The following is a 23,946-nucleotide window of genomic DNA, read 5'->3' on the forward strand; positions in this document are numbered from 1 at the left end:
TTTCAACTTAACAGGACCAAGTACCATGTCAGAACAAAATAACAGCGAAATGACGTTCCAGATCCAACGTGTTTATACAAAAGATATTTCTTTTGAAGCGCCTAATGCTCCTCAGGTTTTCCAGAAAGAGTGGGAACCTGAAGTGAAACTGGATCTGGATACAGCATCCTCACAGCTGGCTGACGGTATTTATGAAGTCGTTTTACGTGTCACTGTGACAGCGACCGTGGGTGAAGATACCGCGTTTCTGTGCGAAGTCCAGCAGGCAGGGATCTTTACGATTTCCGGCATTGAAGGGACTCAGATGGCCCATTGTCTGGGAGCTTACTGCCCGAATATCCTGTTCCCTTATGCACGTGAGTGTATTTCTGGTCTGGTTTCCCGCGGAACCTTCCCGCAGCTGAACCTGGCTCCGGTGAACTTTGATGCATTATTTATGAACTACCTGCAGGAACAGGAAGGTAGTGCTCCGCAGGAAGCCTGATGAGTAACCGCAGCAATTCTGTCAGTGTTATCGGTGCCGGTTCTTACGGCACCGCTCTGGCCATTACGCTGGCGCGTAATGGCCATCCGGTCGTTTTATGGGGGCATAATCTTCAGCATCTTGAACGGCTGCAGGCTGATCGCTGTAACACTGAATTTCTTCCTGATGTCGTATTTCCCGATAATCTGGTGATTGAGTCCTCTCTGGCACAGGCTATTGCCGCCAGCCAGGATATCCTGGTCGTGGTACCCAGCCATGTATTTGGTGACGTTCTGGCACAAATACAGCCTTGTCTGGAGTCTGATTCACGTCTGGTCTGGGCAACGAAAGGGCTGGAGCGGGAGACCGGCCGTTTATTGCAGGATGTTGCCAGAGAAATCCTTGGTCCTTCTATCCCGCTGGCGGTTATTTCCGGGCCGACATTTGCCAAAGAGCTGGCGTCAGGTATGCCGACGGCGATTGCCCTGGCGTCGACTGATCCGCAGTTTTCTAAGGATTTACAGCAAAAGTTGCATTGCGGAAAAAGCTTTCGGGTTTACAGCAATCATGACCTGACCGGAGTTCAGTTAGGTGGCGCGGTGAAAAATGTCATTGCGATTGGTGCCGGGATCTCTGATGGTATTGGCTTCGGTGCTAATGCCAGAACCGCACTGATAACCCGCGGGCTTGCCGAAATGAGCCGACTGGGTGCTGCGCTGGGTGCGGATCCCTCGACTTTTATGGGAATGGCAGGACTGGGTGATCTCGTGCTGACCTGTACCGATAATCAGTCCCGCAACCGGCGCTTTGGTATGTTGCTGGGCAAGGGGAATAGCGTCAGTGCGGCTGAAGCAAGTATCGGACAAGTCGTCGAAGGCTACCGTAATACGAAAGAAGTGAGGGCACTGGCGGCCAGGGCTGGTGTTGAAATGCCAATCACAGAACAAATCTTCCAGGTCCTTTATTGTGGAAAACCGGCCAGGGATGCTGCCTTGTCTCTGCTTGGCCGTGAAAGAAAAGATGAAAAAGAAGCCCTCTGAACAGAGGTGTTTTATGTTGCCAGCCATTAAGCTTATATAAGCGCCTTACGGGGCGCTTTTTTATCGGGAGTGCAGTCATGTCGTCTGAAGAGTTAGCGCAAATCTGGGAAAGTATTATTTCAGAAGCCAGGAGTCTGGCGGAAGGTGAACCCATGCTGGCCAGTTTTTTTCACGCGACATTACTGAAACATGACGATCTCGGCAGTGCGCTGAGCTATATGCTGGCCAACAAACTGGCCAACCCGATTATGCCGGCAATTGCTATCCGTGAAATCGTTGAAGAAGCATACCGTAAAGACCCGTCGATGATCCTGTCGGCTGCCCGCGATATTGCCGCGGTCAGTCAGCGGGATCCTGCAGTGGACAAGTATTCAATTCCTCTGCTGTACCTGAAAGGTTTTCATGCCTTACAGGCCTATCGTATTGGTAACTGGTTGTGGAGAGAAGGCCGTCGTTCTCTGGCGGTATATCTGCAGAATGAGATTTCAGTTTCATTCGGGGTTGATATTCATCCGGCGGCGACTATTGGCTGCGGGATTATGCTCGACCATGCAACCGGGATCGTGGTCGGGGAAACTGCAGTGATCGAAAATGATGTTTCGATTCTGCAATCGGTGACTCTTGGGGGAACCGGTAAAACCTGCGGTGATCGTCATCCGAAGATCCGTGAAGGTGTGATGATTGGTGCCGGCGCGAAAGTTTTAGGTAACATTGAAGTTGGCCGTGGCGCGAAAATAGGCGCGGGATCGGTTGTGTTACAACCCGTTCCTCCGCATACGACTGTCGCCGGTGTACCTGCGCGTATTGTTGGTCGTCCGGCCAGTGAGAAACCGGCAATGGATATGGACCAGCATTTTAATGGTACGGTGGCCGGATTCGAATTTGGCGACGGGATCTGAGTAAAATACCGGGGGAGAAGATTCCCCCGTGATTGTTCTATTTTACTAAGGCTCCGGCGTAATCCAGCTGGCGCCACGCCTCATAGATGACTACCGCGACTGAGTTGGACAGGTTCATACTGCGGCTCTGAGGCACCATAGGAATACGTATTTTCTGCATGGCGGGTAAGCTGTCGAGTATTTCTGCCGGCAGACCACGACTTTCCGGTCCGAACATCAGGTAATCACCCGCCTGCCATGAAACAGCACTGTGTGCCGGTGTGCCTTTTGTGGTGAGCGCAAACAGGCGTGCAGGTTGTTCACTATCGATAAATGCCTGATAGCTGGCATGGCGGCGAATTGCTGTGAACTCATGATAGTCGAGTCCTGCCCGCCGCAGGCGCTTATCATCCCAGGTAAACCCAAGGGGCTCAATCAGGTGTAAAGCGAATCCGGTGTTGGCACATAGCCGAATAATATTACCCGTATTCGGTGGAATTTCTGGTTCAAACAAAACGATATTAATCATAAGGGCTCCCGCTGACGAGAGCCGCAGAATATCAAATTATTGACGTGCAGAGTATAACGGAAGCCAGATAGTCAGGCGTAAGCCACCCAGCGGGCTGTCATCGGCTTTCACCCGGCCATGATGCTGCTGTAATGCCGTATCAACAATCGCCAGCCCGAGTCCGGTTCCGCCGGATTCCCTGTCGCGCGCTTCATCAGTACGATAAAACGGCCGGAAAATTTGTTCCCGGTCTTCCGGACTCACGCCCGGACCATCATCATCCACATGAATAGTGATACCTTCCCGGTCTACAGAGAAACTGACGATGATGTGGGTATGGGAATAACGCAGTGCATTACGGATAATATTTTCCAGCGCGCTTTCCAGTGCATGGGGGTTACCGTATAAAGGCCAGGGACCGGGCGGATAAGGAACCTCCATTTTTTTTCCCATCTGTTCGGCTTCAAATTTGGCATCTTCCAGCACACCATTCCACAGGTGGTTCGCTTTCATCGCTTCACTGACCAGGGCGTTATTATGCTGAGTCCGTGACAGTACTAATAAGTCATTGATCATACCGTCCAGTCGCTGGGCTTCCATCTCTATTCTGCCGAGCTCTTTACTTTCGCCCGAACGCCTGCGCAGTAAGGCCGTTGCCAGTTGTAAGCGAGTGAGGGGGGTGCGCAGCTCATGACTGATATCTGACAGTAGCCGTTGCTGGGCTGTCATCATCCGTTCCAGCGCACTGACCATTTGGTTAAAACTTGCCCCGGCGGCCAGAAATTCCTGTGGTCCTGACTCAAGCTCCGGATGCTGCCTTAAGTTACCTGCGGCGACTTCATCAGCAGCTTGCTTCAGCTTACGGGCTGGTTTTGCCAGACTCCATGCCAGCCATAATAATAAGGGAGAGCTAATCAGCATAGTCACAATCAGCAGTAATAAAGGCCGGTCAAATAACAGATTAATAAAGTCCAGCTGTGAGCTGGTGGCCGGACGGACCATATACAGCTGGTAGTTGTCTTCACCGTCAGCAACCGCGAACGGGCCAATCATTTCGATTCGGCCATAGGTTTTCTTTTGCGGATGATCGGCATTATCAGATTGTCCGATAAAGTTACGGATAATCTGCATTTCATTATGGCGTGCGCCAATGACTCTTCCCTCTGAAGTTACCAGCAGTAAATGCTGGCCGGGAGGGGCCCATTTATCGATAGCCCGATATAATCTGCGCCACCACATCAGGTCATTGGGTGGGTCCTGCGCCAGCTCGGCCTCCACATGCTGTTCGATCATTACGCCCTGGCGCTGTTCACTTTCCAGTAATGATGTCATCTGCCGGGAGTCGAGCTTTGGTACCATTAATACCAGCATCAATACTAAGGCCAGCGTAAGCCAGAAAATAGCAAAGATGCGGGTGGTTAAACTGCTTATCATGAGGCTGAAACCATCAGGTAGCCTCTGCCTCGCAGGGTTTTAAACCAGGGGTGACCATCATGCCGTTCAGGCAGCTTACGGCGCAAATTTGAGATATGCATATCAATGGCCCGGTCAAAAGGAGTGAGTCGTTTCCCCAATACTTCCTGACTGAGATGTTCTCTGGAGACGACCTGTCCCAGGTGCTGTGCCAGCAGGTACAAAAGCGTAAACTCGGTACCGGTCAGGTCCAGGACTTGATTATCAAAGCTGGCTTCCTGACGCCCGGGATTAAGTTTAAGATGGTCGACCTGTAGTGAAGAAGAGCTTGTCTCTGTATGTTGTTGCTCGCTCCAGTTAGAACGACGCAAAATGGCACGTATTCTGGCAACCAGTTCGCGATCATTAAACGGTTTTGGCAGGTAGTCATCGGCACCCAGTTCCAGGCCGAGCACTCTGTCGAGCTCACTGCCGCGGGCTGTCAGCATAATAACCGGTGTCTGATGCTGCTGACGTAACTCTTTCAGTGTGTCGATACCATTTTTCTTCGGCATCATGACATCTAGCAGCAGCAGGTCAACGGAACTATCCAGTAAAGATAATGCCTGTTCACCATCATCTGCCACGATGATCTCAAAGCCTTCCATCTCCAGCAATTCTTTCAATAAAGATGTCAGTTCCCGATCATCATCAACCAGCAATATTTTATTCATTATGTTTTCCTCCGCAGGAAAAATACCGTGTTCCATGGTTATCCGGTTGTCACTTTACGTAGTTTTACACCCCCTGACGGATGTTTGCAGCTACGGGATTACACTGGTTCCCGTTGAATCGATAAACGCTAAACACTCCCGGAGTCAAGGATGCGCCATCTTATCATCGTCGCACTTTCGTCACTGGTCTTTGCTGGTCAGGCTACTGCAAAATGTGACGGAATGATGAAAGATAAAATGGAACAGCAATTACCAGTGACCTCAGAGAGTATGGCGCACAATTCGCAAAATCATATGTTTGATGGTATCGAATTATCGGAACAACAGCGTCAGCAAATGCGCGATCTGATGTATCAGGCGCGGCAGGCCAGGTCAGGAATTACTGTTTCTGATATTGAACTGATGCACAAACTTGAAACAGCCAGAGATTTTAATGAACCTGCAGTCCGTGCGCAGGCTGAGAAGATGGCCGAGATAAACGAGCAGGTAGCGATGGCAAGAGTACGCCATCAGATGTATAACCTGCTGACTGCGGAACAGCAGGCAGAGTTACAGAAGAATTTTGAGTTACGTATGAACAATATACGTAGCGTAAGCCAGTTACCGTAAGCAGCGATGCTGATTACCGTAAAGCAGTACCAACAGTATGTAGTATCCCTTTTTTCCTTGCCATAGACACCATCCCTGTCTTCCCCCCTCAGTAATGAGGGGGTTTTTTTTGTCTTCATTTTCTTGTACGTCCGGTCTGCTCTCTCTGCCGCGGATATTCGATGGTCAGTGAATAATCGCATAATAGTCTGTGACTGCCATTATTATCTGTTATGCCTGATTAACTGCAGCCCTACCTGCACCGATCGTGGTATCACCTGAAACGGGCACGGGTGGGGTACAGTCTGTGGTATTTATATCAGGTAAGCTTTTTGCAATAGAGCGACGGAATATAGCCATTAGTGAAGACATATCGGGACGGATTAAGTCTGTAAATGAAAAAGTCCTGTGGTGAGTTAACCGATTGCAGGTATTTGGGCAGGACGTCAGCAAGAGGCCCGGCACTTTCCGGAAGCTCCTGGGCATTAGAAATTTTTTCCGTAATAAAGCGATAGTGGTTGTTTTTTGAGGTTATACGGGCATAGATGCTGCGGTTCAGCACATATGTTTTGCCATCTTTATTCAGGATACCACGCAGATAAACGGTACTCACACGGTCATCAATCAGGAAGAGTACATTCATGGTCAGCTTACTGCTCTGTTTCGAAACTGTAATCTGTCCGGTACAGTTAATCGTACGGTCGCCGGCATTATTGGTTCTTATAATATAAAAAGTACCTGATAATGTGATTAACAGGATAGCCACGCCAATTGACAATATTTTAGTATTCATTATGCCTTCTTATAAATAGTAAAAGGAAGAGCAGTCAGCGGTCGGATCTCTGGCATCGTTATCGCAAAGCAGCACCGAAGATCGTTTTATATTTCTCTCACAACTAAAATAGATGTTCCTTGCCGGAATGTTATCGAAGTCATGGGCGTGCTGTTCCAGGAAAGGCAACGCATAATCCGCCGGGCACTTATCACTGTTAAGATATACAGAAAGGCCGTTTACTGTCGCTACTTTTCGATAGTCGACCAGTGGCTGATAATCACCAGAACTTAAGTTTTTATAGTAATCCACCATTTTCAGCATCGCCCCGAAAAAAACCACAATTAATATTAAAGGGATTAAAATGATGTTAATCAAAAAATATCTTTTTATTGATCTTTTTTTATCTGAACTTTTTTCATTTACTTCACTATATTCACTTTCAATCGGCTCACTGGCCGGTGACTGAGTCTCTGCTGTTATATTGATTTCCGGAGGAGACTGAACCGAATCATCATCAGCAGGTAATCGCTCGGAGGTTATCTCTTGCTGGCCTGTCTTATAATAATTATTGATATATTCTTCCAGAGACTCAGGGGTATCAAACGAGATTACGCTGAATTCGTCGGGTATTGTGATGCCCTGTCTGAACACTGTTTTCAGAACCTGTTGGTCGGTGATCTGAGAAAGAGCTTTTCTAATCAGCAGTACATTTTGATTCAGAGTGTTGGTTGTAACAATGAAACCATGTTTTTCCCATCCGGTGTGCATCAGTGTTTTTCTGCTGACAATTTTTCCTTTTTCCTGAAGCAGGCAGATTAAACAGGCCGATGCAGAAGTCAGCAGACGATTACTTATTGTCTTTTCCGGATTGCTGACAGTGTGAAGACTACTATCGTAAATTATTTTGTTAGCAATGAAATAATAACGAGCATGTTTTTTCATGTGTGCTGCCATTGCGTAATTTTTTTTTCGAGGATTAAGTCTAACGTAAAATTCCTATTCCATCAATTGATGGCATTTCACATCTCAATTTAAATTGTAACTCATTGTTTAGTATTGGTTTTATATCATTTATTAAAAAGTGATAAGATTTGATTATATTATGAAAAAATCCTAATTTATTATTTGCTCCGACATCAGAAGATAAGCATTACTACTTAGTTTAATTTTACTTAGTTAATTGGAAAATGTTTCATCATCTAATGATTCAGCGCGTCTGAATATTTAGTGGGTTAAATGGATAGAGCTTTGATGTCAGGTATAAAGCAATCAGCAGGGTAATTGTTATCTTAGTGTTAATTCAGTTTATCTTGTGATGACTGCAAATGAATATTAATTCTCTTTTATTAAAGAGCACCAGGAACTTATATAATGAAATTAAATAAAATTATCTTAGCAATGCTGACTTCAGCTTCTCTTCTGGCCGCTGCAGGTGTTCATGCCGAAGACGACCCGACTCCGGCAGATACCACAACAACAGTACAAGGTGGTGTGGTTCACTTTAACGGAAGTCTGGTGAACGCAGCCTGTGCTGTCAGCACTGAATCAGCAGATCAGATTGTAAACCTGGGACAATACCGTACGGCATCATTCCAGAGTATCGGTGATACCAGCGCAACTATTCCGTTTAAAATTGTCCTGAATGACTGTGATACAACAGTGGCTAAAACTGCCCGTGTTGCTTTCTCCGGACAGACTACCGGAACTGATGCCACCTTACTGGCCATCAACTCCAGCAGTAACGATGCAACTGCGACGGGTGTCGGTATTCAGATTCTGGATGAGGATTCCTCAGTGATGACACCGGACGGGTCAACCTTCAGTAAAGGCCATAGCTTAATCGATGGTACTAACACCCTGAACTTTGCTGCACGTTATAAAGCGACTTCTGCTACGCCAACACCAGGCCAGGCAAACGCAGATGCTGTATTTACCATGCAGTATAACTAATTCTGAACCGTACTTCATATCAGTAAAACTGTGCAGTTAGTCGCTGATAACTGAAGTCTCGTCAGACGATTGTCCGGGCAATAGAGAGTCGCGCTATTCTGCCCGGATAATATTAACCACTGTAGGTTCCCGGGATCCGGTGATCTTAAAACATCCCCGGGAATACCAGTGTCTTAAATATTTTTCATAACCTCCCATAAAGGAAATAAGTAATGAATATTAATGTTAAAAACCATGGGGTAAGGAGTATATTAAAAGGAATTTTTGGTGCACTACTGTTTAGCGCAATGTTACCCGCTGCCTCTCTGGCTGCTGGCGGGGTCTCATTAGGTGCCACGCGGGTGATTTATGATCAATCAGATAAGCAGACTTCATTGGCTATTTTGAATAGCGATCAAAAAAGCCGCTATCTGGTCCAGTCATGGGTTGAGGATAAAAATGAGAAAAAAACATCTGATTTTATTATCACGCCGCCACTATTCGTGATTGATACAAAAAGTGAAAATACAATAAGAATAATAAATGTTAATGATAGTCTGCCGAAAGACAGAGAATCTGTTTACTGGCTGAATGTGAAAGCAATCCCTGAAGTCAGTAAAGACAGTGTTGACGGGAAGAATGTATTACAGCTGGCTATCCTGACCAGGATAAAACTGTTTGTTCGTCCATCGACACTCACTATGGCTTCTTCTCAGGCTCCGGGAAAAATAAGTTATACCCTGCAGGGTAACCAGATGATTATCAGTAATCCGACACCTTACTTCGTTAACATGGTTAATGTCTCTCTTGGTGGAAAAAAACTCGATGCCATTATGGCCTCTCCGATGGATAAAACAGTAGTGAAAATTCCGGGCGGAGTGACCGGTGAGCTGAGATTTAGTGCAATTAGTGATTTTGGTGCTGTGTCTCCAGTGACAACAGTAACACCCGGAAAATAATAGTATCCGATGACTGATATCCAGAGCATTGATAATGAAAAGAATAAAAAGCAAACAGACGAAGATAAAAACGCCTGGGTTAAATATCATTACAGCCATGTTACTGGCAACACCATTATTCAGTCATGCGGAAGCTTACTTTAATACGCAATTCCTGGGTGATGATGCCAGTGCAGTTGCTGATATTACCCGATTTATTGACTCCGGGTCTTCTGTACCTCCGGGAACCTATACTGTTGATGTTTATCTGAATGATAATTTTGTCGCTACCCGCGATATTAATTTTGTCTATGCGGATAAGTCGAAGACTGATAATGAAAAAGAAAAGAAAGGTTTACTGCCTTGTCTGAATGAAGCATGGTTAGTAAAGTTCGGTGTACTTTTTAATGAAGAAGCACTGAAAAAAGATAATGCAGGGAAGCAATGTCTTTTTATTACCAATGTTATACCTTCGGCATCAACGGAGTTTGATGTTAAAAAACTCAGACTGAATGTTAATGTTCCTCAGGCTTTTCTTAAAGGGACAGAACGAGGTTATATCCCTCCCGATGAATGGGATGAAGGGATCAATGCCCTGCTGTTTAATTATAATTTTAGCGGTGATCACAGCTCTTACGGGGACTCCTATTTTCTTAGCCTGACCAGCGGGGCTAACCTCGGAGCATGGCGCCTGAGAAATAATGGTTCATGGAGCCGTAACACATCATCCAGTGGGAGTACTTCCCAATGGAACAATATCAACACTTACCTTGAACGGGATGTAATCCCTCTCAAAGGGCAGTTTGTGGCTGGTGACAGTACTTCGGGGAATGACGTTTTTGACAGTAATTCATTCCGCGGTATCAGGCTCTATTCATCAGACAGCATGTACCCTGACTCAATGCAAGGCTATGCACCGACAGTGCGCGGAGTAGCGAAGACGAACGCCAGGGTTGTTGTCAGACAGAACGGGTATATTGTTTATCAGACGTATGTCCCCCCGGGGCCTTTTGAGCTGACGGATATTAACCCGCAGATGACCAACGGTAACCTTGAGGTCACGGTAGAAGAAAAAGACGGGTCAATACAAAAATATGTACAGCCATATTCGACGGTTCCGGTATTACAACGAGAAGGCCGGGCGAAATATGATGTAGTCATTGGCCGTTTCCGTAGCGGAATTAATGATCAGGATAATCCTTTCTATAGCCAGGCAACGCTGCTCTATGGATTATCTGACGGGTATACTCTGTATGGCGGAAGCCAGATGAGTAATCATTATAAATCCTATGCACTGGGTCTGGGTATTAATATCGGTGAATGGGGAGCGACGTCATTTGACTTTACCCAGTCAGATACCACGCTGAGCGATGGCAGTAAAAAAAGTGGTCAGTCACTGCGTTTTTTATATGCCAAATCTCTGGAGACTTTCGGGACCACAGTCCAGTTATTAGGTTACCGGTATTCCACACGGGGTTTTTATACTCTGAGTGATTCGGCCTATAAATATATGTCAGGTTACGATTATTCTTCAATGATTGATAATCCGGATGGGAAAACAAATGTGCTTTCCGGGTACTACAACCTCAGGAATACCCGAAAAGGGAATCTTCAGTTAAATATTACTCAGCGGCTGGGTGATTATGGGTCTTTGTATGTTACCGGCTCGGAACAGACCTATTGGAACACAGGGTCTAAAGACCGTTATTATCAGGCCGGATATACCTCTGGCTGGAGAGGTATTTCTTATACGGTCGCCTGGTCTTATAACCAGGTTCGGGATATGAACACCAGTGAACGGATGCTGTCATTCAATCTCTCGGTACCGTTATCACTGTTCAGTGCAGGGAACTCGTATAAAGCCCGGCCGATTGACAGTATGTTCGCTACGTTCAGTGCTAACCATAGTACTGAAGGCGGCACAGTCTGGAATACCGGGTTAAGCGGTACTGCTCTGGCCGACCGGAATCTGAGTTATGGTATCAGCCAGGGACACAGCGGACGAAACGGTGCGTCAGGTGCGCTGAATGCCAGTTACCGGGGAACCTACGGTACATCAAACCTGGGGTATAACTACAGTAGTACATACCATAGCCTGAATTACGGACTCTCCGGCGGGGTCATTGTTCACCGTAACGGAATTACTTTCGGCCAGCCTTTAGGCACCACCAATGTTCTGATTAAAGCTGCCGGGGCCGATAATGTGAAAGTACAGAATCAGACCGGTGTAAAAACCGACTGGCGTGGCTATACCTATCTGCCATATGCCACGGCTTACCGGAATAACCGTATTGCACTGGATACTAATTCACTGGATGACCATACCGATATTCAGGATAACGTCCGGAATGTTATACCGACACAAGGCGCTATCGTCAGGGCTGACTTTATTGCCACCCGCGGTTATCAGGCTCTGTTTAATATTGTCCGGCCGAATGGTTCTCCGGTGCCGTTCGGATCTATGGTGACTGAGTCCGAAGGTGATGCTTCCGGAATTATTAGTGATAACGGCCAGGTTTATTTAAATGGTCTGAATGAGCAGGGGAAATTAACTATTAAATGGGGAGCAGCGAAGAATGAAAGTTGTACAGTTAAATATGCCCTCTCTGCTCAGGATACGGCGAAAAGGATTATCCGCCGTCATTTTAATTGTGCCCAATAAATTCAGGAGAAAGTTATGTTCAGATATAAATGGATAATTTTTTTATTACCTCTGTTTTGGATGCAGGGAGCAATGAGTGAAATCAGGCTGGATGCTTTTTCCTGGTCTATGGGGCCAAACGGCATCATTATAAATAATGCCTCTGCTGTGGTCACATTTAAGGAACTGCTCTGTTATGGTAAGACTTCAAAGTGTGGTGTTGCCATTGGAATGCAGGGGACGAAAGCCATTCTGCCGGTCGACTTTGTGATTTTAGATCAGAGTGCAGCTTCATCGTATACGTCAGACAGGGCCGCATCATTTATTAATGGTCTGAACGGTACTACCGTTCCCGGAACGAGTTCGCTGGTACAATTCGGTGATAATATTAAAGCCTGCCTGTTCCAGTATCAGAAGACATCGTCATCTGAAGGCTACGACCGCTTTCCCGGTGTCTGCTCAGGAGGTTATGTTCCTCCGGCGCCGGTGCCCGGAAGTTGCGACCTGAGCCTGAATAACAGTGTGATGGATTTTGGTGATATTTCCTCGGCAGCCCTTTACAGTGCCGGTGCCGGCGGAAAACCGTCAGGCGTCACAGTCCAGCAGCGCACCCTGAATATCAGCTGTACGCCGGCAACAACAGGACTGGCGTATCTGCGTATGACCACGGATTCTGCTTCAGGAAATATGCTGGTTTCTTCCAATAAAGATGTCGGTTTTTTAGTCAGTGCCGGGGCAAATGATCCTGCCGTTCAGCCACTGACACCGAATGCATTATCGGGAGGATATGAACTCACACTGGACAGTACTGGTCAGGCGAGTATCCCGATTAAGGCGATCCCGGTGAATGTCACCGGTAATAAGCCAGTTGCCGGCACCTTCAGCAGTCATGCTCTGCTCAATATCTCGTGGAACTAGGATGTCGCGATGAAAACATTACGACGATCTTTACCGGCGATAGCCGTCGGCTCATTGCTTTCTCTTTTTTTGTCCGGTCATTGTTTCGCGACCGGTGCCGATTTGGTACTGCGGGGTAATGTGACAGAACAAACCTGCACCGCTTCGGCGGGAAGTCAGAACTTTTTTGTTGAGCTTGGTAGCTGGGCTACACCCACACTCAATGGTAGCGCGGGGAAAGTCTCGCCAGAAAAGCCATTCTCAATTCAGCTGGAAGGCTGCCCTGCTGTCGCTATCAGTATTATTTTTACCGGAAATATTGCTGACGGCAGCAGTAATCTGCTGGCGATTGATTCAGGGAATGACACGGCCAAAAATGTTGCCATCGAGCTCCTGAATGATGATATGAGCCGTCTGGGGTTATCTGACGCGTCACGGACTGTGACAGCGGATGCCAGCGGTAATGCGACCTTTCATTTTTATGCCCGTTATATCAGTACCGCCAGTCAGGTTACAGCCGGGCAGGCCAATGCCAGTTCAGTCTTTACTATAAGTTATAATTAATCCAGTGATTGACCACTCAGGGCAATCGATACCTTTGCCCTGAGTAACTCTCTTTCCTGCTGCTCACCCGCCCGCTGATCGCCACAATAAGTGCTTTAGGCTATTCTCTGCGGATGGTTAAGAAACTCAGGAAGCCTTATGGACACCTCTTATGCCAGGCTGGTCACTCGTGCCGCGATTGCGGCTACCGTGCTGGCCTCGCTGTTACTGATCATGAAAACGATAGCCTGGTGGTATACCGGTTCTGTGAGTGTGCTGGCTGCGCTGGTAGATTCATTAGTTGATATCGGGGCTTCACTGACGAATCTGCTGGTCGTCCGTTATTCTCTGCAACCGGCAGATGATGACCATACCTTTGGCCATGGTAAAGCTGAATCCCTGGCGGCCTTAGCCCAGAGTATGTTTATCAGTGGATCAGCCTTGTTTCTTTTCCTGACCAGTATTCAGCATTTTATTACCCCCGGAAATTTTCGGGCACCGCTGGTCGGAGTGATTGTCACGCTGATTGCTTTAGTTTCGACACTGATACTGGTGACGTTTCAGCGCCGGGTCGTCAGAAAAACACATAGTCAGGCGATCCGCGCCGATATGCTTCACTATCAGTCCGACGTATTAATGAATGGTGCTATCCTGATTGCACTGCTGCTCAGCTGGTATGGATTTACGGCAGCGGATGCGTTATTCGCTTTCGGGATTGGTATTTACATCCTTATTTCTGCGGTACGTATGGGCTATGAAGCCGTCCAGGCCTTACTGGACAGAGCATTGCCGGATGAGGAAATTCAGCAGATAATCAGCATCGTTTCTCAGTGGCAGGGGGTCTGCGGCGCACATGATCTGCGAACCCGTCAGTCAGGGCCGACGAAATTTATACAATTGCATTTAGAGATGAAAGATGACCTGCCATTAGTGATGGCACATCAGCGGGCCGATCAGCTGGAAGAGGCACTGAAAGCCTGTTTTCCGGCCGCGGATGTCATTATCCATCAGGACCCTTCGTCTTCTGTCCCAGAGGAGAAAAGGGGAAAATTTATTTTTTAGTTTACAGATCAAATGTTAAATTTTTTCTGTAACAGTTATGATTGCGCAACAACGGGTATTGAGTGACCTAAATCAATCCTGTCAGCTACGTTTGGTATACTATTAAGCAAGATCAGCTCTTATTTGCAGGCGCCGGTACACAGTGACCGCGTTGACTGAAAAGATTAACCCTTAGCTTCAAACTATCCAGAGGTTGTCATGATCAAAAAAATCGGTGTATTAACCAGCGGCGGAGACTCCCCTGGTATGAATGCGGCTATCCGTGGTGTGGTCCGGACAGGATTAGGCCAGGGACTGGAAGTTTTTGGGATCTATGATGGCTACCTCGGGCTGTATGAAGACCGGATGGTCAGTCTGGATCGTTACAGTGTTTCAGACATGATTAACCGCGGTGGTACTTTTCTGGGGTCTGCCCGTTTTCCGGAGTTTCGTGAAGAGGCTACCCGGCAAATTGCTATCGAAAATATGAAAAAACGCGGACTGGATGCGCTGGTGGTTATCGGCGGTGATGGTTCTTATATGGGCGCTAAGCGGCTGACAGAAATGGGATTTCCCTGTATAGGGTTGCCGGGAACCATTGATAACGATGTTGCCGGTACCGATTATACTATCGGTTATCATACTGCTCTGGAAACGGTGGTAGAAGCTATCGACAGATTACGTGATACCTCATCTTCTCACCAGCGTATTTCTATTGTTGAAGTGATGGGCCGGCACTGTGGTGACCTGACCTTGTCGGCAGCTATTGCCGGAGGTTGTGAGTTTTTTGTGGTACCGGAAATCCCTTATACCCGCGAAGAGCTGGTCGAGGAAATTAAAGCCGGCATTGCGAAAGGTAAGAAACACGCGATTGTCGCTATTACTGAACTTATCTGTGATGCCAGCGAACTGGCACGGTATATCGAAAAAGAGACCGGCCGTGAAACCCGTGCGACAGTGCTGGGACATATTCAGCGCGGCGGAGCACCTTGTGCTTATGACCGTATACTCGCATCCCGTATGGGGACCTATGCTATTGATCTGTTATTACAGGGATATGGCGGACGCTGTGTCGGTGTACAGAACGAAAAAATGGTTCACCACGATATTATTGATGCCATAGAAAATATGAAGCGTCCGTTCCGTCGTGACATGCTTGATACCGCGAAAAGGCTGTATTAACCGCTTTGCCTGCCGGAGGAAGTTCTGCCGGCAGCTCTCCCCCGATCTCTCGTTTATTCATTTGTGATATAAAAACGACCTTTTAGTTCTTTAAGTTATTTTGATGATTATGCCAACCTGTTGCTCTATAACACAGGGGGCATAATATGAAAAAGTGGCATGTTGGATTAGCTTTGCTGATGGTATCCGGCAGTACGCTGGCGAAAGATATTCAATTACTGAATGTCTCTTATGATCCGACCAGAGAATTTTACGAACAATATAACAAAGCCTTTAGTGCGCATTACAAGCAGGAAACCGGTGATAATGTGATTATTCGTCAGTCACATGGTGGTTCCGGCAAACAGGCGACTTCCGTGATTAACGGCATCCGGGCAGATGTGGTCACGCTGGCACTGGAGTCGGATGTCGATGCTATTGCTAACAGCGGACGGATTAATCCGGGCTGGATCAAGAAATTACCGGATAATTCTGCCCCCTATACCTCTACGATCGTGTTCCTGGTACGTAAAGGAAACCCCAAAAATATTCATGACTGGAATGATCTGATCAAGCCAGGTGTTTCCGTGATCACCCCTAACCCTAAAACATCCGGCGGGGCCCGCTGGAACTATCTTGCTGCCTGGGGTTATGCCCTTGACCATAACGACGGTTCTCCGCAAAAAGCTCAGGATTTCGTCAAAGCGTTATTTAAAAACGTTACTGTGCAGGATTCCGGAGCCCGTGGCGCGACCAATACTTTTGCCGAACGTGGTATCGGTGATGTACTGATTGCCTGGGAAAATGAAGCTTATCTGGCAAAAAACAAACTCAAAGATCAGCAATTTGAAATTATCACACCGAGTGAGTCCATCCTTGCTGAACCTACCGTCGCCGTTGTCGATAAAGTTGTGGATGAGCGTGGCACCCGTCAGGTCGCTGAAGATTACCTGAAGTATTTGTATTCACCGGAAGGACAGAAGATCGCGGCGGAAAATTATTATCGCCCGCGTGATCCGGCGGTAGCTAAGGAATTTGCTAATGAATTTAAACCGGTTAAATTATTTACTATTGATAATAAATTCGGTGGCTGGACGGCGGCACAGAAAACACACTTCAGCGACGGTGGCACCTACGATCAGATAATGAAACCATAATTATCCCGGATGACTTTCCCCCTGATTAAAGTAACATGAAGGTCTGGTTAAACAGGGGGATGGAAGGATTTATGGTATCTGCAGGTAAAGTAAAACTTTGGCTGGCAGTGGTGTGCGTTATTATCCTGCTGGTGGTCTTCTTGCTGGCACCGCGGCTTCATGATCATTCTGACGTTCTGTGGAAGTTTGTCAGCCAGCAGTGTGTGCCGGAGATGGAAAAGAATCATCGTCCGGCACCCTGTGAAAAAGTCGACCTGGCCGCGGGATATGTTTTATTTAAAGACAGGGTGGGTCCGCTACAGTATCTGTTAATGCCAGTGGCAAAAATATCAGGTATCGAAAGCCCCCGGTTGCTTGATAGCCAAACTGCTAATTTCTTCTCTCTTGCATGGCATGAACGGCATCTGCTGTCAGAAAAAAATCAGTCACCGGTGCAAGACAGCGATCTGGCGATGACCATCAATTCAGCCTCGGGCCGGACACAAAATCAATTACATATACATATGTCCTGCCTTCGTCCGGATATTGCCCGACAGATGGCAGGATTAACGCCTGATTTATCATCACACTGGCAGCAATATACCCTGAGGTCACATCCTTACTTAATCCGGACGCTGACACCAGAGGAACTGGATCAACAGAGTGTATTTATACGGGTCGCACAGGAAATTCCGGGCGCGGCTGAACACATGGGAGATTATGGTCTTGCTCTGACAGAATTACCCGATGGTCAGCTGGTATTACTGGCTCTCAGAAAACAATTATTGACAGGGAATACAGGCTCTGCCGAGGAATTACAGGATCATCAGTGTGAAATACTGAAGAAAAATAACGGCGCATGATGCGCCGTTATTCAGCAATGAGAAATTATCCTGCTTTTTTAGCGGCGGCTGCGGCATTGACGATAGCAGCAAAAGCATCCGCTTTCAGAGATGCTCCGCCTACCAGCGCACCATCGATATCTGGCTGAGTAAATAATTCTGCCGCATTCTTATCATTCACCGATCCGCCGTACTGAATGATGACTTGCCCGGCGATTGCCGCATCTTTTTTGGCGATATGCTGGCGGATAAATTTATGCACTGCCTGCGCCTGCGCCGGGGTTGCTGATTTTCCGGTACCAATTGCCCAGACGGGTTCATAGGCAATCACCGTATCTCTGAAGGCTTCAGCGCCCAGGGTATTAAGCACAGCATCTATCTGGCGGGCACAAACCTCTTCTGTTTTACCGGCTTCATTTTCGGCGTCGGTTTCACCGATACAAAGCACCGGAGTCAGCCCTGCCTGCTTTAATACTGCAAATTTCTTAGCGATAAGCTCGTCACTTTCTTTATGATAGGTACGACGCTCTGAGTGGCCGATAATAATATATTTTGCACCGATATCTTTGAGCATATCGGCAGAGACTTCACCGGTGAAAGCGCCTGAAAGATTGATATCAACGTTTTGCGCGCCGAGAGCAATATGACTTCCGGAGATTGCATGTCTGGCCTGATCGAGATAAATCACCGGCGGGGCAATTGCCACACCACAACCTTCAATACCAGATAATGCTTTACGCAGACCAGCAATCAGTTCGCCAGTCATATGTTTACTACCATTCAGCTTCCAGTTGCCCATAACTAATGGATGTCGCATCATATCCTCCGCGTTACGCGATTCATTGAATACTACTGCCGGCAGGCAATAGTGTCTGTGAAACATTATAAGTCTCAAAAGCACTTACTGCTTTGTTTTTCGTCATGAAACATAAGCAAATCATGAGTTATCGAGCATCAGCCTGACAGGTTCTACTGCCAGAGTTAAACCTTTATCTTCCCGTTCTGCAACCACATAGCGCAGTGCGCCTTCGGCATCAAAATACGTGGTTTTCCCTTTTGCGGCCCGGAGTAATGATTCCAGTTTTTTGGTGCTGTCTTGTTCAGAAAGTTGGGGGGAAAAGAAACGGATCAGCGCCGCCATATAATGTAACGCCAGATCCCGCGAGGCTTTTTCGTCCGCCTGTCTGTGGGGAACCCAGGTGATTTGCAAGGTCTTGATTTTTCCGGTACCGGGTTCGAGTGCGGCAGAAGAATACACTGAGCGGTTTATTCTGCTGGCTGCCAGTACCACAACATTCTGTATCTGACCCGTGTCGACGGTCCGGTATTCGGCAAGAGGCAACTGCGGATTAGCAAGATTAAATTTTTCGCGAAATAACGGGATAGTATCGCTAAATACCGGAGCGCCGGGTTGTACATAAGGGGCTGTCTTCGGTGCTACTGGCGGCGGAGTGGCACAGACGGCCTGTCCTGCCAGTAAAGACATACAGTAGTATAACCAGCGATATATCCTGTTTTTCATCCTGCTATCTCTGAATAGATTTCCAGCGTTTATTGATGTCTGGCCAGTATTACCAGTAATGCTCACTGGTGATATGGCCCGGTTTACGGCGCAGGTGTTTAGTCATATGACGTGTCGATTTTAATACCTGTTGAGTGTCCCTGACCATCTGCGGATTGCCACATAACATTATATGACTGTTATCAGCAGATATCGTCAGTCCGGTTGCCTGTTCCAGCTCACCATTCTCAATCAGCGCCGGGATCCTCCCTGTCAGGCTGCCAGTATTTTCTTCGCGGCTGACGATGGTCTGGATACGCAGTTTCCCATTAAATTGCTGTTGTAACTGCTGCATCAGCGGCAGGTAACTTAAATCTGCGGCATAGCGGGCTGCGTGAACCAGCACGATATTATCGAAACGCTCCAGTCCTGTACCCTGTTGTAATATCGATAAATAAGGACCGATCGCGGTGCCTGTCGACAGCATCCACAGAGTTTCACAATCCGGCAGCTCATCACAGACAAAAAAACCGGCGGCGTCCGCGGTCACCCACAGAGAGTCTCCGGTTTGTAACTGATGCAGGGACGGGCTTAGTTTTCCTTGCGGGACAGTCACCAGATAGAACTCCAGTTCATCATCTGAGGGTGCATTGACGTAAGAATAGGCCCGTTGTACCCGTTCACCGTTGATCTCCAGCGCCAGTTTTGCAAACTGGCCAGCCACAAAGGATCTTACCGGAGCCTTCACTTTCAGGCTGAAAAGCGCTTCTGTCCAGTGTGTTACCGCGATAACTTTACCTTCACACCAGTCGGCCATTATTTGCTCCTCAGTTAACTTCACTTTAGGTTCAGCCTTCATCATCTCTGTCGGCGGGCAGATTTTCCAGCCTTAATCTGCGGGTTAAGCTCATATGGACAAACCTTTGCCATTATTTGCTACGGACTGGCATTAATAATGTACATAAATGGAGAAAAAAGCTGACAGTCGGTACCGGCAAAACTGTGTAACTGAGACATTTTTTATCCGTAAATCGTGGTATTTTACGCTGCTTTTTGGATTATTATTGGCCCGTTTCACTGTTAACCCCTCATGGATAAGAATTAACCGTCAAAATGGAAAAGAATCTTAGTAATAACTCATTAATGTTGCTGTTGGTGGTGCTGGTTGCGGTCGGGCAAATGGCCCAGACCGTATATGTCCCGGCCATGAGTGACATTGCCTTCTCACTTCAGGTAACTACCGGAAGTGTGCAGGGAATCATGGCCGCTTATCTGATTACCTACGGTTTATCCCAGCTATTTTATGGACCACTCTCTGATAGCATAGGTCGCCGGCCAGTGATTCTGGGGGGAATGGTTGTGTTCAGCATCGGTGCGGTGACGGCATTACTGGCCCACTCTATCAGTCAGCTGGTGATTGGCTGCGCTATTCAGGGCCTGGGAACCGGGGTTGCCGGGGTGATGGCCCGGACGTTGCCCAGGGACTTGTATGAGGGAAATCAGCTACGTAAAGCGAACAGTGTCCTGAATATGGGGATCCTGGTCAGCCCGTTGCTGGCTCCGGTTATCGGGGCGATACTGACAAAGTTTTGGGGCTGGCATGCCTGTTTTGCTTTTCTGCTGCTCCTTTGTCTGGGCGTTACGGCCATTATTGCCCGCCGATTGCCGGAAACGCGGCCTGATAATATCGTCCGGCGACCTTTTTTAACCCGTTACTCGTTATTATTGCGTGACAGTGCTTTTCTCCGCTATCTGCTGATTCTGATTGGAGCACTGGCCGGTATTGCTGTGTTTGAGGCGAGTTGCGGCGTACTGATGGGCGGGGTGCTGGGGCTAAACAGTGTCACGGTCAGTATATTATTTATTCTGCCAATTCCGGCGGCTTTTTTCGGTGCCTGGTTTGTCCGCCGTAGTGAAGGTGACTGGCAGCGGCTGATGTGGATAGGTGTCGGTAGCTGTTTGCTAGCAGGAGTACTGATGTGGATCCCCGGCTGGTTTCATGTCATGAATATCTGGACGTTACTGGTCCCGGCATCCCTGTATTTCTTTGGGGCTGGTATGTTGTTTCCTCTGGCAACATCCGGCGCGATGGAACCCTATGCCTGGGTTGCCGGAAGCGCAGGGGCGCTGATTGGCGGATTACAGAATCTGGGGTCCGGCGCTGTCGCGTGGCTGTCAGCACGTTTACCACAAAACGATCAGTTCAGCCTGGGGATGCTGATGTTTATGACTGCGCTGATTATGCTGTTATGCTGGTGGTCACTGTCACGGCATCGCGAAAGTGACCACCAGATTGTGACCGGGTAACCGGCAATCAGGACTGCTGGTCCGGGGCCAGCCGATGTACTGACTGGATCCTGCGAACAGTCCCTGTTTTTCCGCGAATTAACAGGGACTCACTGGTAGCGATATGACCTTTACGGGTGATCCCTTTCAGTAAATCCCCGTCAGTGATACCGGTCGCAGAAAAAATAATATCATCATCGCTGACCATATGTTGCAGGGTCAGGCGCTGGTGGGTATCAATGCCCATTTCTTTGCAGCGAGCCAGTTCCTGCTCACCCAGTCGCCGGTTTTCCGGGGTATCTCCTTTCACCTGATGCCTTGGCAGCAGACGGCTTTGCATATCACCACCCAGTGCGGAGATCACCGCCGCCGAAATAACTCCCTCCGGAGCTCCACCAATCCCATACATAACATCTACCTCACTGTCCGGCATACAGGTCAGGATTGAGGCAGCAACATCACCATCTGGGAAAGCAAATACTTTAAGCCCGGCCTGATGGAGACTGGTAATGATAGTTTCATGCCGTGGCTTTGCTAACACCGCTACGGTCAGGTCTGAAAGTGGTTTTTTCAGTGCGCGGGCAATAGCCTGAAGGTTGGTCTCCAGTGGCAGATTAAGGTCGATACATCCCCTGGCTTCCGGGCCGGTCACCAGTTTCTCCATATACATATCAGGGGCGTGGAGAAAACTGTCTTTATTACCGACGGCCATAACGGTCAGAGCATTAGACTGACCCATTGCCGTCATTCGGGTGCCTTCTATCGGATCAACGGCAATATCGACCTCTTCCCCTTGTCCGCTTCCCACTTGCTCACCAATGTATAACATCGGTGCTTCATCTATCTCACCTTCACCAATAACTATCCGGCCGCGGATATCCAGACGGTTAAGCATCGCCCGCATAGCATTCACGGCAGCGCCGTCAGCAAGGTTTTTATCACCGCGACCCAGCCAGGCATGTCCTGCCAGGGCTGCGGCTTCAGTGACCCGTGAAAATTCGAGAGCAAGTTCGCGTTTCATAATCTGTCTTATCAGAAAGAAAAGGGGAATCAGTGTAGCACAAGGGCAGGGGGACTGAATTGACCCTGAAAGCCCGTAACGCAGTTACGGGCGGAGTCTCAGTTATTCCTCGTTTTCATCTTCCCAGCGCAGGGCTCGGGATACGGCTTTTTTCCAGCCGGCATAGCGGTAGTTACGCTCAGTAGTTTCGATGGAAGGACGGAACTCACGTTCAATGACTGACTTAGCTCGAACTTCGTCCAGGTCTTTCCAGAAACCGACAGCCAGACCGGCAAGGTAGGCAGCGCCTAATGCTGTCACTTCACGGACTTGCGGACGCTCAACTCTGGCACCGAGAATATCTGACTGGAATTGCATCAGGAAGTTATTTGCTACCGCGCCGCCATCTACCCGTAAGGACTGCAGTCGTGTGCTGGCATCGTTTTGCATTGCTTCCAGTACGTCACGTGTCTGGTAGGCAATTGATTCCAGAGTTGCCCGGATAATATGGTTCGCATTGGTGCCGCGTGTCAGGCCAAAGATAGCGCCGCGGGCATAGGGGTCCCAGTACGGGGCACCGAGGCCGGTAAACGCCGGCACCATATACACACCATTTGAATCCTTCACTTTCGTTGCAAAATACTCAGAATCCAGCGCTTCAGAGAATAATTTCATCTCATCCCGCAGCCACTGAATAGAGGCGCCACCGATAAACACCGCCCCTTCCAGGGCATAGTTCACTTCACCGCGCGGACCGCAGGCAATAGTCGTTAGTAAACCATGGGTTGAGGTAACCGCTTCGGTACCGGTATTCATTAACATAAAACAACCGGTGCCATAGGTATTTTTAGCCATCCCGGGCTGTACACATAGCTGACCATACAGTGCTGCCTGCTGATCGCCGGCGATCCCGGCGATCGGTATGCGGGTCCCGCCTTTACCCCCGATATTGGTCTGACCATAAATTTCTGAAGAGGACTTCACTGCCGGTAACATTTCCCGCGGAATATCGAGAATCTCCAGCATACGGTTGTCCCACTGTAGCTTATGGATATCGAACATCATGGTACGTGATGCATTGGTAAAATCAGTGATATGTACACGTCCCTGGGTCATCTTCCATACCAGCCAGGTATCTACAGTACCAAACAGAAGTTCCCCACGTTTTGCGCGTTCACGTGCCCCCTCAACATGATCCAGAATCCATTTCACTTTGGTTCCGGAAAAATAAGGATTGATCACCAGGCCGGTCGTTTGCTGTATATACTGTTCCAGTCCTTCTTTTTTCAGTTTTGAACAGTAATCTGCCGTACGTGGATCCTGCCAGACAATGGCATTGTAGACAGGTTTTCCGGTTTTTTTGTCCCAGACAATCGTGGTTTCACGCTGGTTAGTGATACCGATAGCTGCAATCTGATCCGACCGGATATCGGCATGTGCCAGTACTTCAATCAGCGTCGAACTCTGTGAAGCCCAGATATCCATCGGGTCATGTTCTACCCAGCCGGTCTTCGGATAAATCTGGCTAAATTCACGTTGTGAAACAGCAATAATATTTGCATCGTGATCCATAACTACGGCCCGTGAACTGGTGGTTCCCTGATCCAGGGCAACAATGTATTTATTTTCAGCGTTTGTCATAATCTGTTCCTG

The 23,946-nt window shown here is 48.0% G+C and carries 24 protein-coding genes; 14 read left to right on the plus strand and 10 right to left on the minus strand.

What is annotated here, in order from left to right; all coding sequences use genetic code 11:
- Positions 1-25 precede the first annotated feature (25 nt).
- The 3 genes from secB to cysE all read left to right on the plus strand — a co-directional run bounded on the left by secB (position 26) and on the right by cysE (position 2,402).
- Complete coding sequence (gene secB, locus JK216_RS12795) at positions 26-484, plus strand: protein-export chaperone SecB (RefSeq protein WP_212708019.1); 459 nt, start codon at positions 26-28, stop codon at positions 482-484.
- Positions 484-1,503, plus strand: coding sequence for an NAD(P)H-dependent glycerol-3-phosphate dehydrogenase (gpsA, locus tag JK216_RS12800; RefSeq protein ID WP_212708018.1), 1,020 nt, complete (start codon positions 484-486; stop codon positions 1,501-1,503). The genes secB and gpsA overlap by 1 nt, the downstream gene beginning before the upstream one ends.
- Positions 1,504-1,580: 77 nt before the next feature.
- Positions 1,581-2,402 (plus strand): serine O-acetyltransferase, encoded by an 822-nt coding sequence (gene cysE / locus JK216_RS12805; RefSeq protein WP_212710610.1) that lies wholly within the window; start codon positions 1,581-1,583, stop codon positions 2,400-2,402.
- Positions 2,403-2,439: 37 nt separating this feature from the next.
- On the opposite strand, the gene trmL is transcribed toward cysE, so the two are convergent.
- From trmL to cpxR, 3 genes are read right to left on the minus strand one after another with little or no spacing between them, the layout of a single operon-like run.
- Complete coding sequence (gene trmL / locus JK216_RS12810) at positions 2,440-2,910, minus strand: tRNA (uridine(34)/cytosine(34)/5-carboxymethylaminomethyluridine(34)-2'-O)-methyltransferase TrmL (protein WP_212710609.1); 471 nt, start codon at positions 2,908-2,910, stop codon at positions 2,440-2,442.
- A 36-nt stretch (positions 2,911-2,946) separates the two neighbouring features.
- Positions 2,947-4,323, minus strand: coding sequence for an envelope stress sensor histidine kinase CpxA (gene cpxA / locus JK216_RS12815; protein WP_212711766.1), 1,377 nt, complete (start codon positions 4,321-4,323; stop codon positions 2,947-2,949).
- A complete protein-coding gene (gene cpxR, locus JK216_RS12820) occupies positions 4,320-5,015 on the minus strand; it encodes an envelope stress response regulator transcription factor CpxR (protein ID WP_212708014.1) in 696 nt (231 codons plus the stop codon). Before cpxR ends, cpxA begins: the two co-directional genes overlap by 4 nt.
- A gap of 150 nt (positions 5,016-5,165) precedes the next feature.
- On the opposite strand from cpxR, the gene cpxP reads away from it, so the two are divergent.
- A complete protein-coding gene (gene cpxP, locus JK216_RS12825) occupies positions 5,166-5,624 on the plus strand; it encodes a cell-envelope stress modulator CpxP (protein ID WP_212708013.1) in 459 nt (152 codons plus the stop codon).
- A gap of 298 nt (positions 5,625-5,922) precedes the next feature.
- Here cpxP and JK216_RS12830 read toward each other — a convergent pair whose 3' ends face one another.
- The gene (locus JK216_RS12830; protein ID WP_212708012.1) at positions 5,923-6,396 is read right to left on the minus strand and encodes a hypothetical protein; all 474 of its coding nucleotides are present in this window, start codon (positions 6,394-6,396) and stop codon (positions 5,923-5,925) included.
- 9 nt (positions 6,397-6,405) lie between these two features.
- Positions 6,406-7,320: a winged helix-turn-helix domain-containing protein gene (locus JK216_RS12835; protein WP_212711765.1), complete on the minus strand. Its 915-nt coding sequence runs from the start codon at positions 7,318-7,320 to the stop codon at positions 6,406-6,408.
- A gap of 429 nt (positions 7,321-7,749) precedes the next feature.
- On the opposite strand from JK216_RS12835, the gene fimA reads away from it, so the two are divergent.
- From fimA to JK216_RS12880, 9 genes are all read left to right on the plus strand, one after another.
- Entirely contained in the window at positions 7,750-8,328 is a 579-nt protein-coding gene (gene fimA / locus JK216_RS12840) for a type 1 fimbrial major subunit FimA (protein ID WP_212708010.1), read from the plus strand.
- A gap of 287 nt (positions 8,329-8,615) precedes the next feature.
- Entirely contained in the window at positions 8,616-9,266 is a 651-nt protein-coding gene (locus JK216_RS12845) for a fimbria/pilus periplasmic chaperone (RefSeq protein ID WP_249213123.1), read from the plus strand.
- A 34-nt stretch (positions 9,267-9,300) separates the two neighbouring features.
- Positions 9,301-11,907: a fimbrial biogenesis usher protein gene (locus JK216_RS12850; RefSeq protein ID WP_212710606.1), complete on the plus strand. Its 2,607-nt coding sequence runs from the start codon at positions 9,301-9,303 to the stop codon at positions 11,905-11,907.
- 15 nt (positions 11,908-11,922) lie between these two features.
- Positions 11,923-12,804, plus strand: coding sequence for a fimbrial protein (locus tag JK216_RS12855; RefSeq protein WP_212711764.1), 882 nt, complete (start codon positions 11,923-11,925; stop codon positions 12,802-12,804).
- Positions 12,805-12,813: 9 nt separating this feature from the next.
- Positions 12,814-13,347, plus strand: a complete 534-nt coding sequence (locus JK216_RS12860) for a fimbrial protein (RefSeq protein ID WP_212708006.1) — start codon at positions 12,814-12,816, stop codon at positions 13,345-13,347.
- Positions 13,348-13,485: 138 nt separating this feature from the next.
- Positions 13,486-14,388 (plus strand): CDF family cation-efflux transporter FieF, encoded by a 903-nt coding sequence (gene fieF, locus JK216_RS12865; RefSeq protein ID WP_212711763.1) that lies wholly within the window; start codon positions 13,486-13,488, stop codon positions 14,386-14,388.
- Between the two features lie 198 nt (positions 14,389-14,586).
- A complete protein-coding gene (pfkA, locus tag JK216_RS12870; RefSeq protein WP_212708004.1) occupies positions 14,587-15,549 on the plus strand; it encodes a 6-phosphofructokinase in 963 nt (320 codons plus the stop codon).
- A gap of 146 nt (positions 15,550-15,695) precedes the next feature.
- Positions 15,696-16,685 carry a sulfate ABC transporter substrate-binding protein gene (locus tag JK216_RS12875; RefSeq protein WP_212708003.1) on the plus strand — a complete coding sequence of 330 codons (990 nt, stop codon included), beginning with the start codon at positions 15,696-15,698 and terminating at the stop codon, positions 16,683-16,685.
- A 35-nt stretch (positions 16,686-16,720) separates the two neighbouring features.
- Entirely contained in the window at positions 16,721-17,527 is an 807-nt protein-coding gene (locus tag JK216_RS12880; protein WP_343877932.1) for a CDP-diacylglycerol diphosphatase, read from the plus strand.
- Between the two features lie 25 nt (positions 17,528-17,552).
- On the opposite strand, the gene tpiA is transcribed toward JK216_RS12880, so the two are convergent.
- The 3 genes from tpiA to fpr all read right to left on the minus strand — a co-directional run bounded on the left by tpiA (position 17,553) and on the right by fpr (position 19,824).
- On the minus strand, positions 17,553-18,323 hold the full coding sequence (tpiA, locus tag JK216_RS12885; protein ID WP_212711780.1) for a triose-phosphate isomerase: 771 nt from the start codon (positions 18,321-18,323) through the stop codon (positions 17,553-17,555).
- A 120-nt stretch (positions 18,324-18,443) separates the two neighbouring features.
- Positions 18,444-19,028 (minus strand): DUF1454 family protein, encoded by a 585-nt coding sequence (locus JK216_RS12890; protein ID WP_212708002.1) that lies wholly within the window; start codon positions 19,026-19,028, stop codon positions 18,444-18,446.
- 49 nt (positions 19,029-19,077) lie between these two features.
- Entirely contained in the window at positions 19,078-19,824 is a 747-nt protein-coding gene (fpr, locus tag JK216_RS12895; protein ID WP_212708001.1) for a ferredoxin--NADP(+) reductase, read from the minus strand.
- Positions 19,825-20,120: 296 nt separating this feature from the next.
- Between fpr and emrD the strand changes: the two genes are divergently transcribed.
- Positions 20,121-21,314, plus strand: a complete 1,194-nt coding sequence (emrD, locus tag JK216_RS12900; protein ID WP_212708000.1) for a multidrug efflux MFS transporter EmrD — start codon at positions 20,121-20,123, stop codon at positions 21,312-21,314.
- Between the two features lie 7 nt (positions 21,315-21,321).
- On the opposite strand, the gene glpX is transcribed toward emrD, so the two are convergent.
- Positions 21,322-22,314, minus strand: a complete 993-nt coding sequence (glpX, locus tag JK216_RS12905) for a class II fructose-bisphosphatase (RefSeq protein ID WP_212711762.1) — start codon at positions 22,312-22,314, stop codon at positions 21,322-21,324.
- 102 nt (positions 22,315-22,416) lie between these two features.
- Positions 22,417-23,934: a glycerol kinase GlpK gene (glpK, locus tag JK216_RS12910; protein ID WP_212707998.1), complete on the minus strand. Its 1,518-nt coding sequence runs from the start codon at positions 23,932-23,934 to the stop codon at positions 22,417-22,419.
- Positions 23,935-23,946: the final 12 nt, after the last annotated feature.

It is taken from the genome of Tatumella sp. JGM94 (assembly GCF_018257595.1).
Taxonomy (GTDB): Bacteria; Pseudomonadota; Gammaproteobacteria; order Enterobacterales; family Enterobacteriaceae; genus Tatumella; species Tatumella punctata.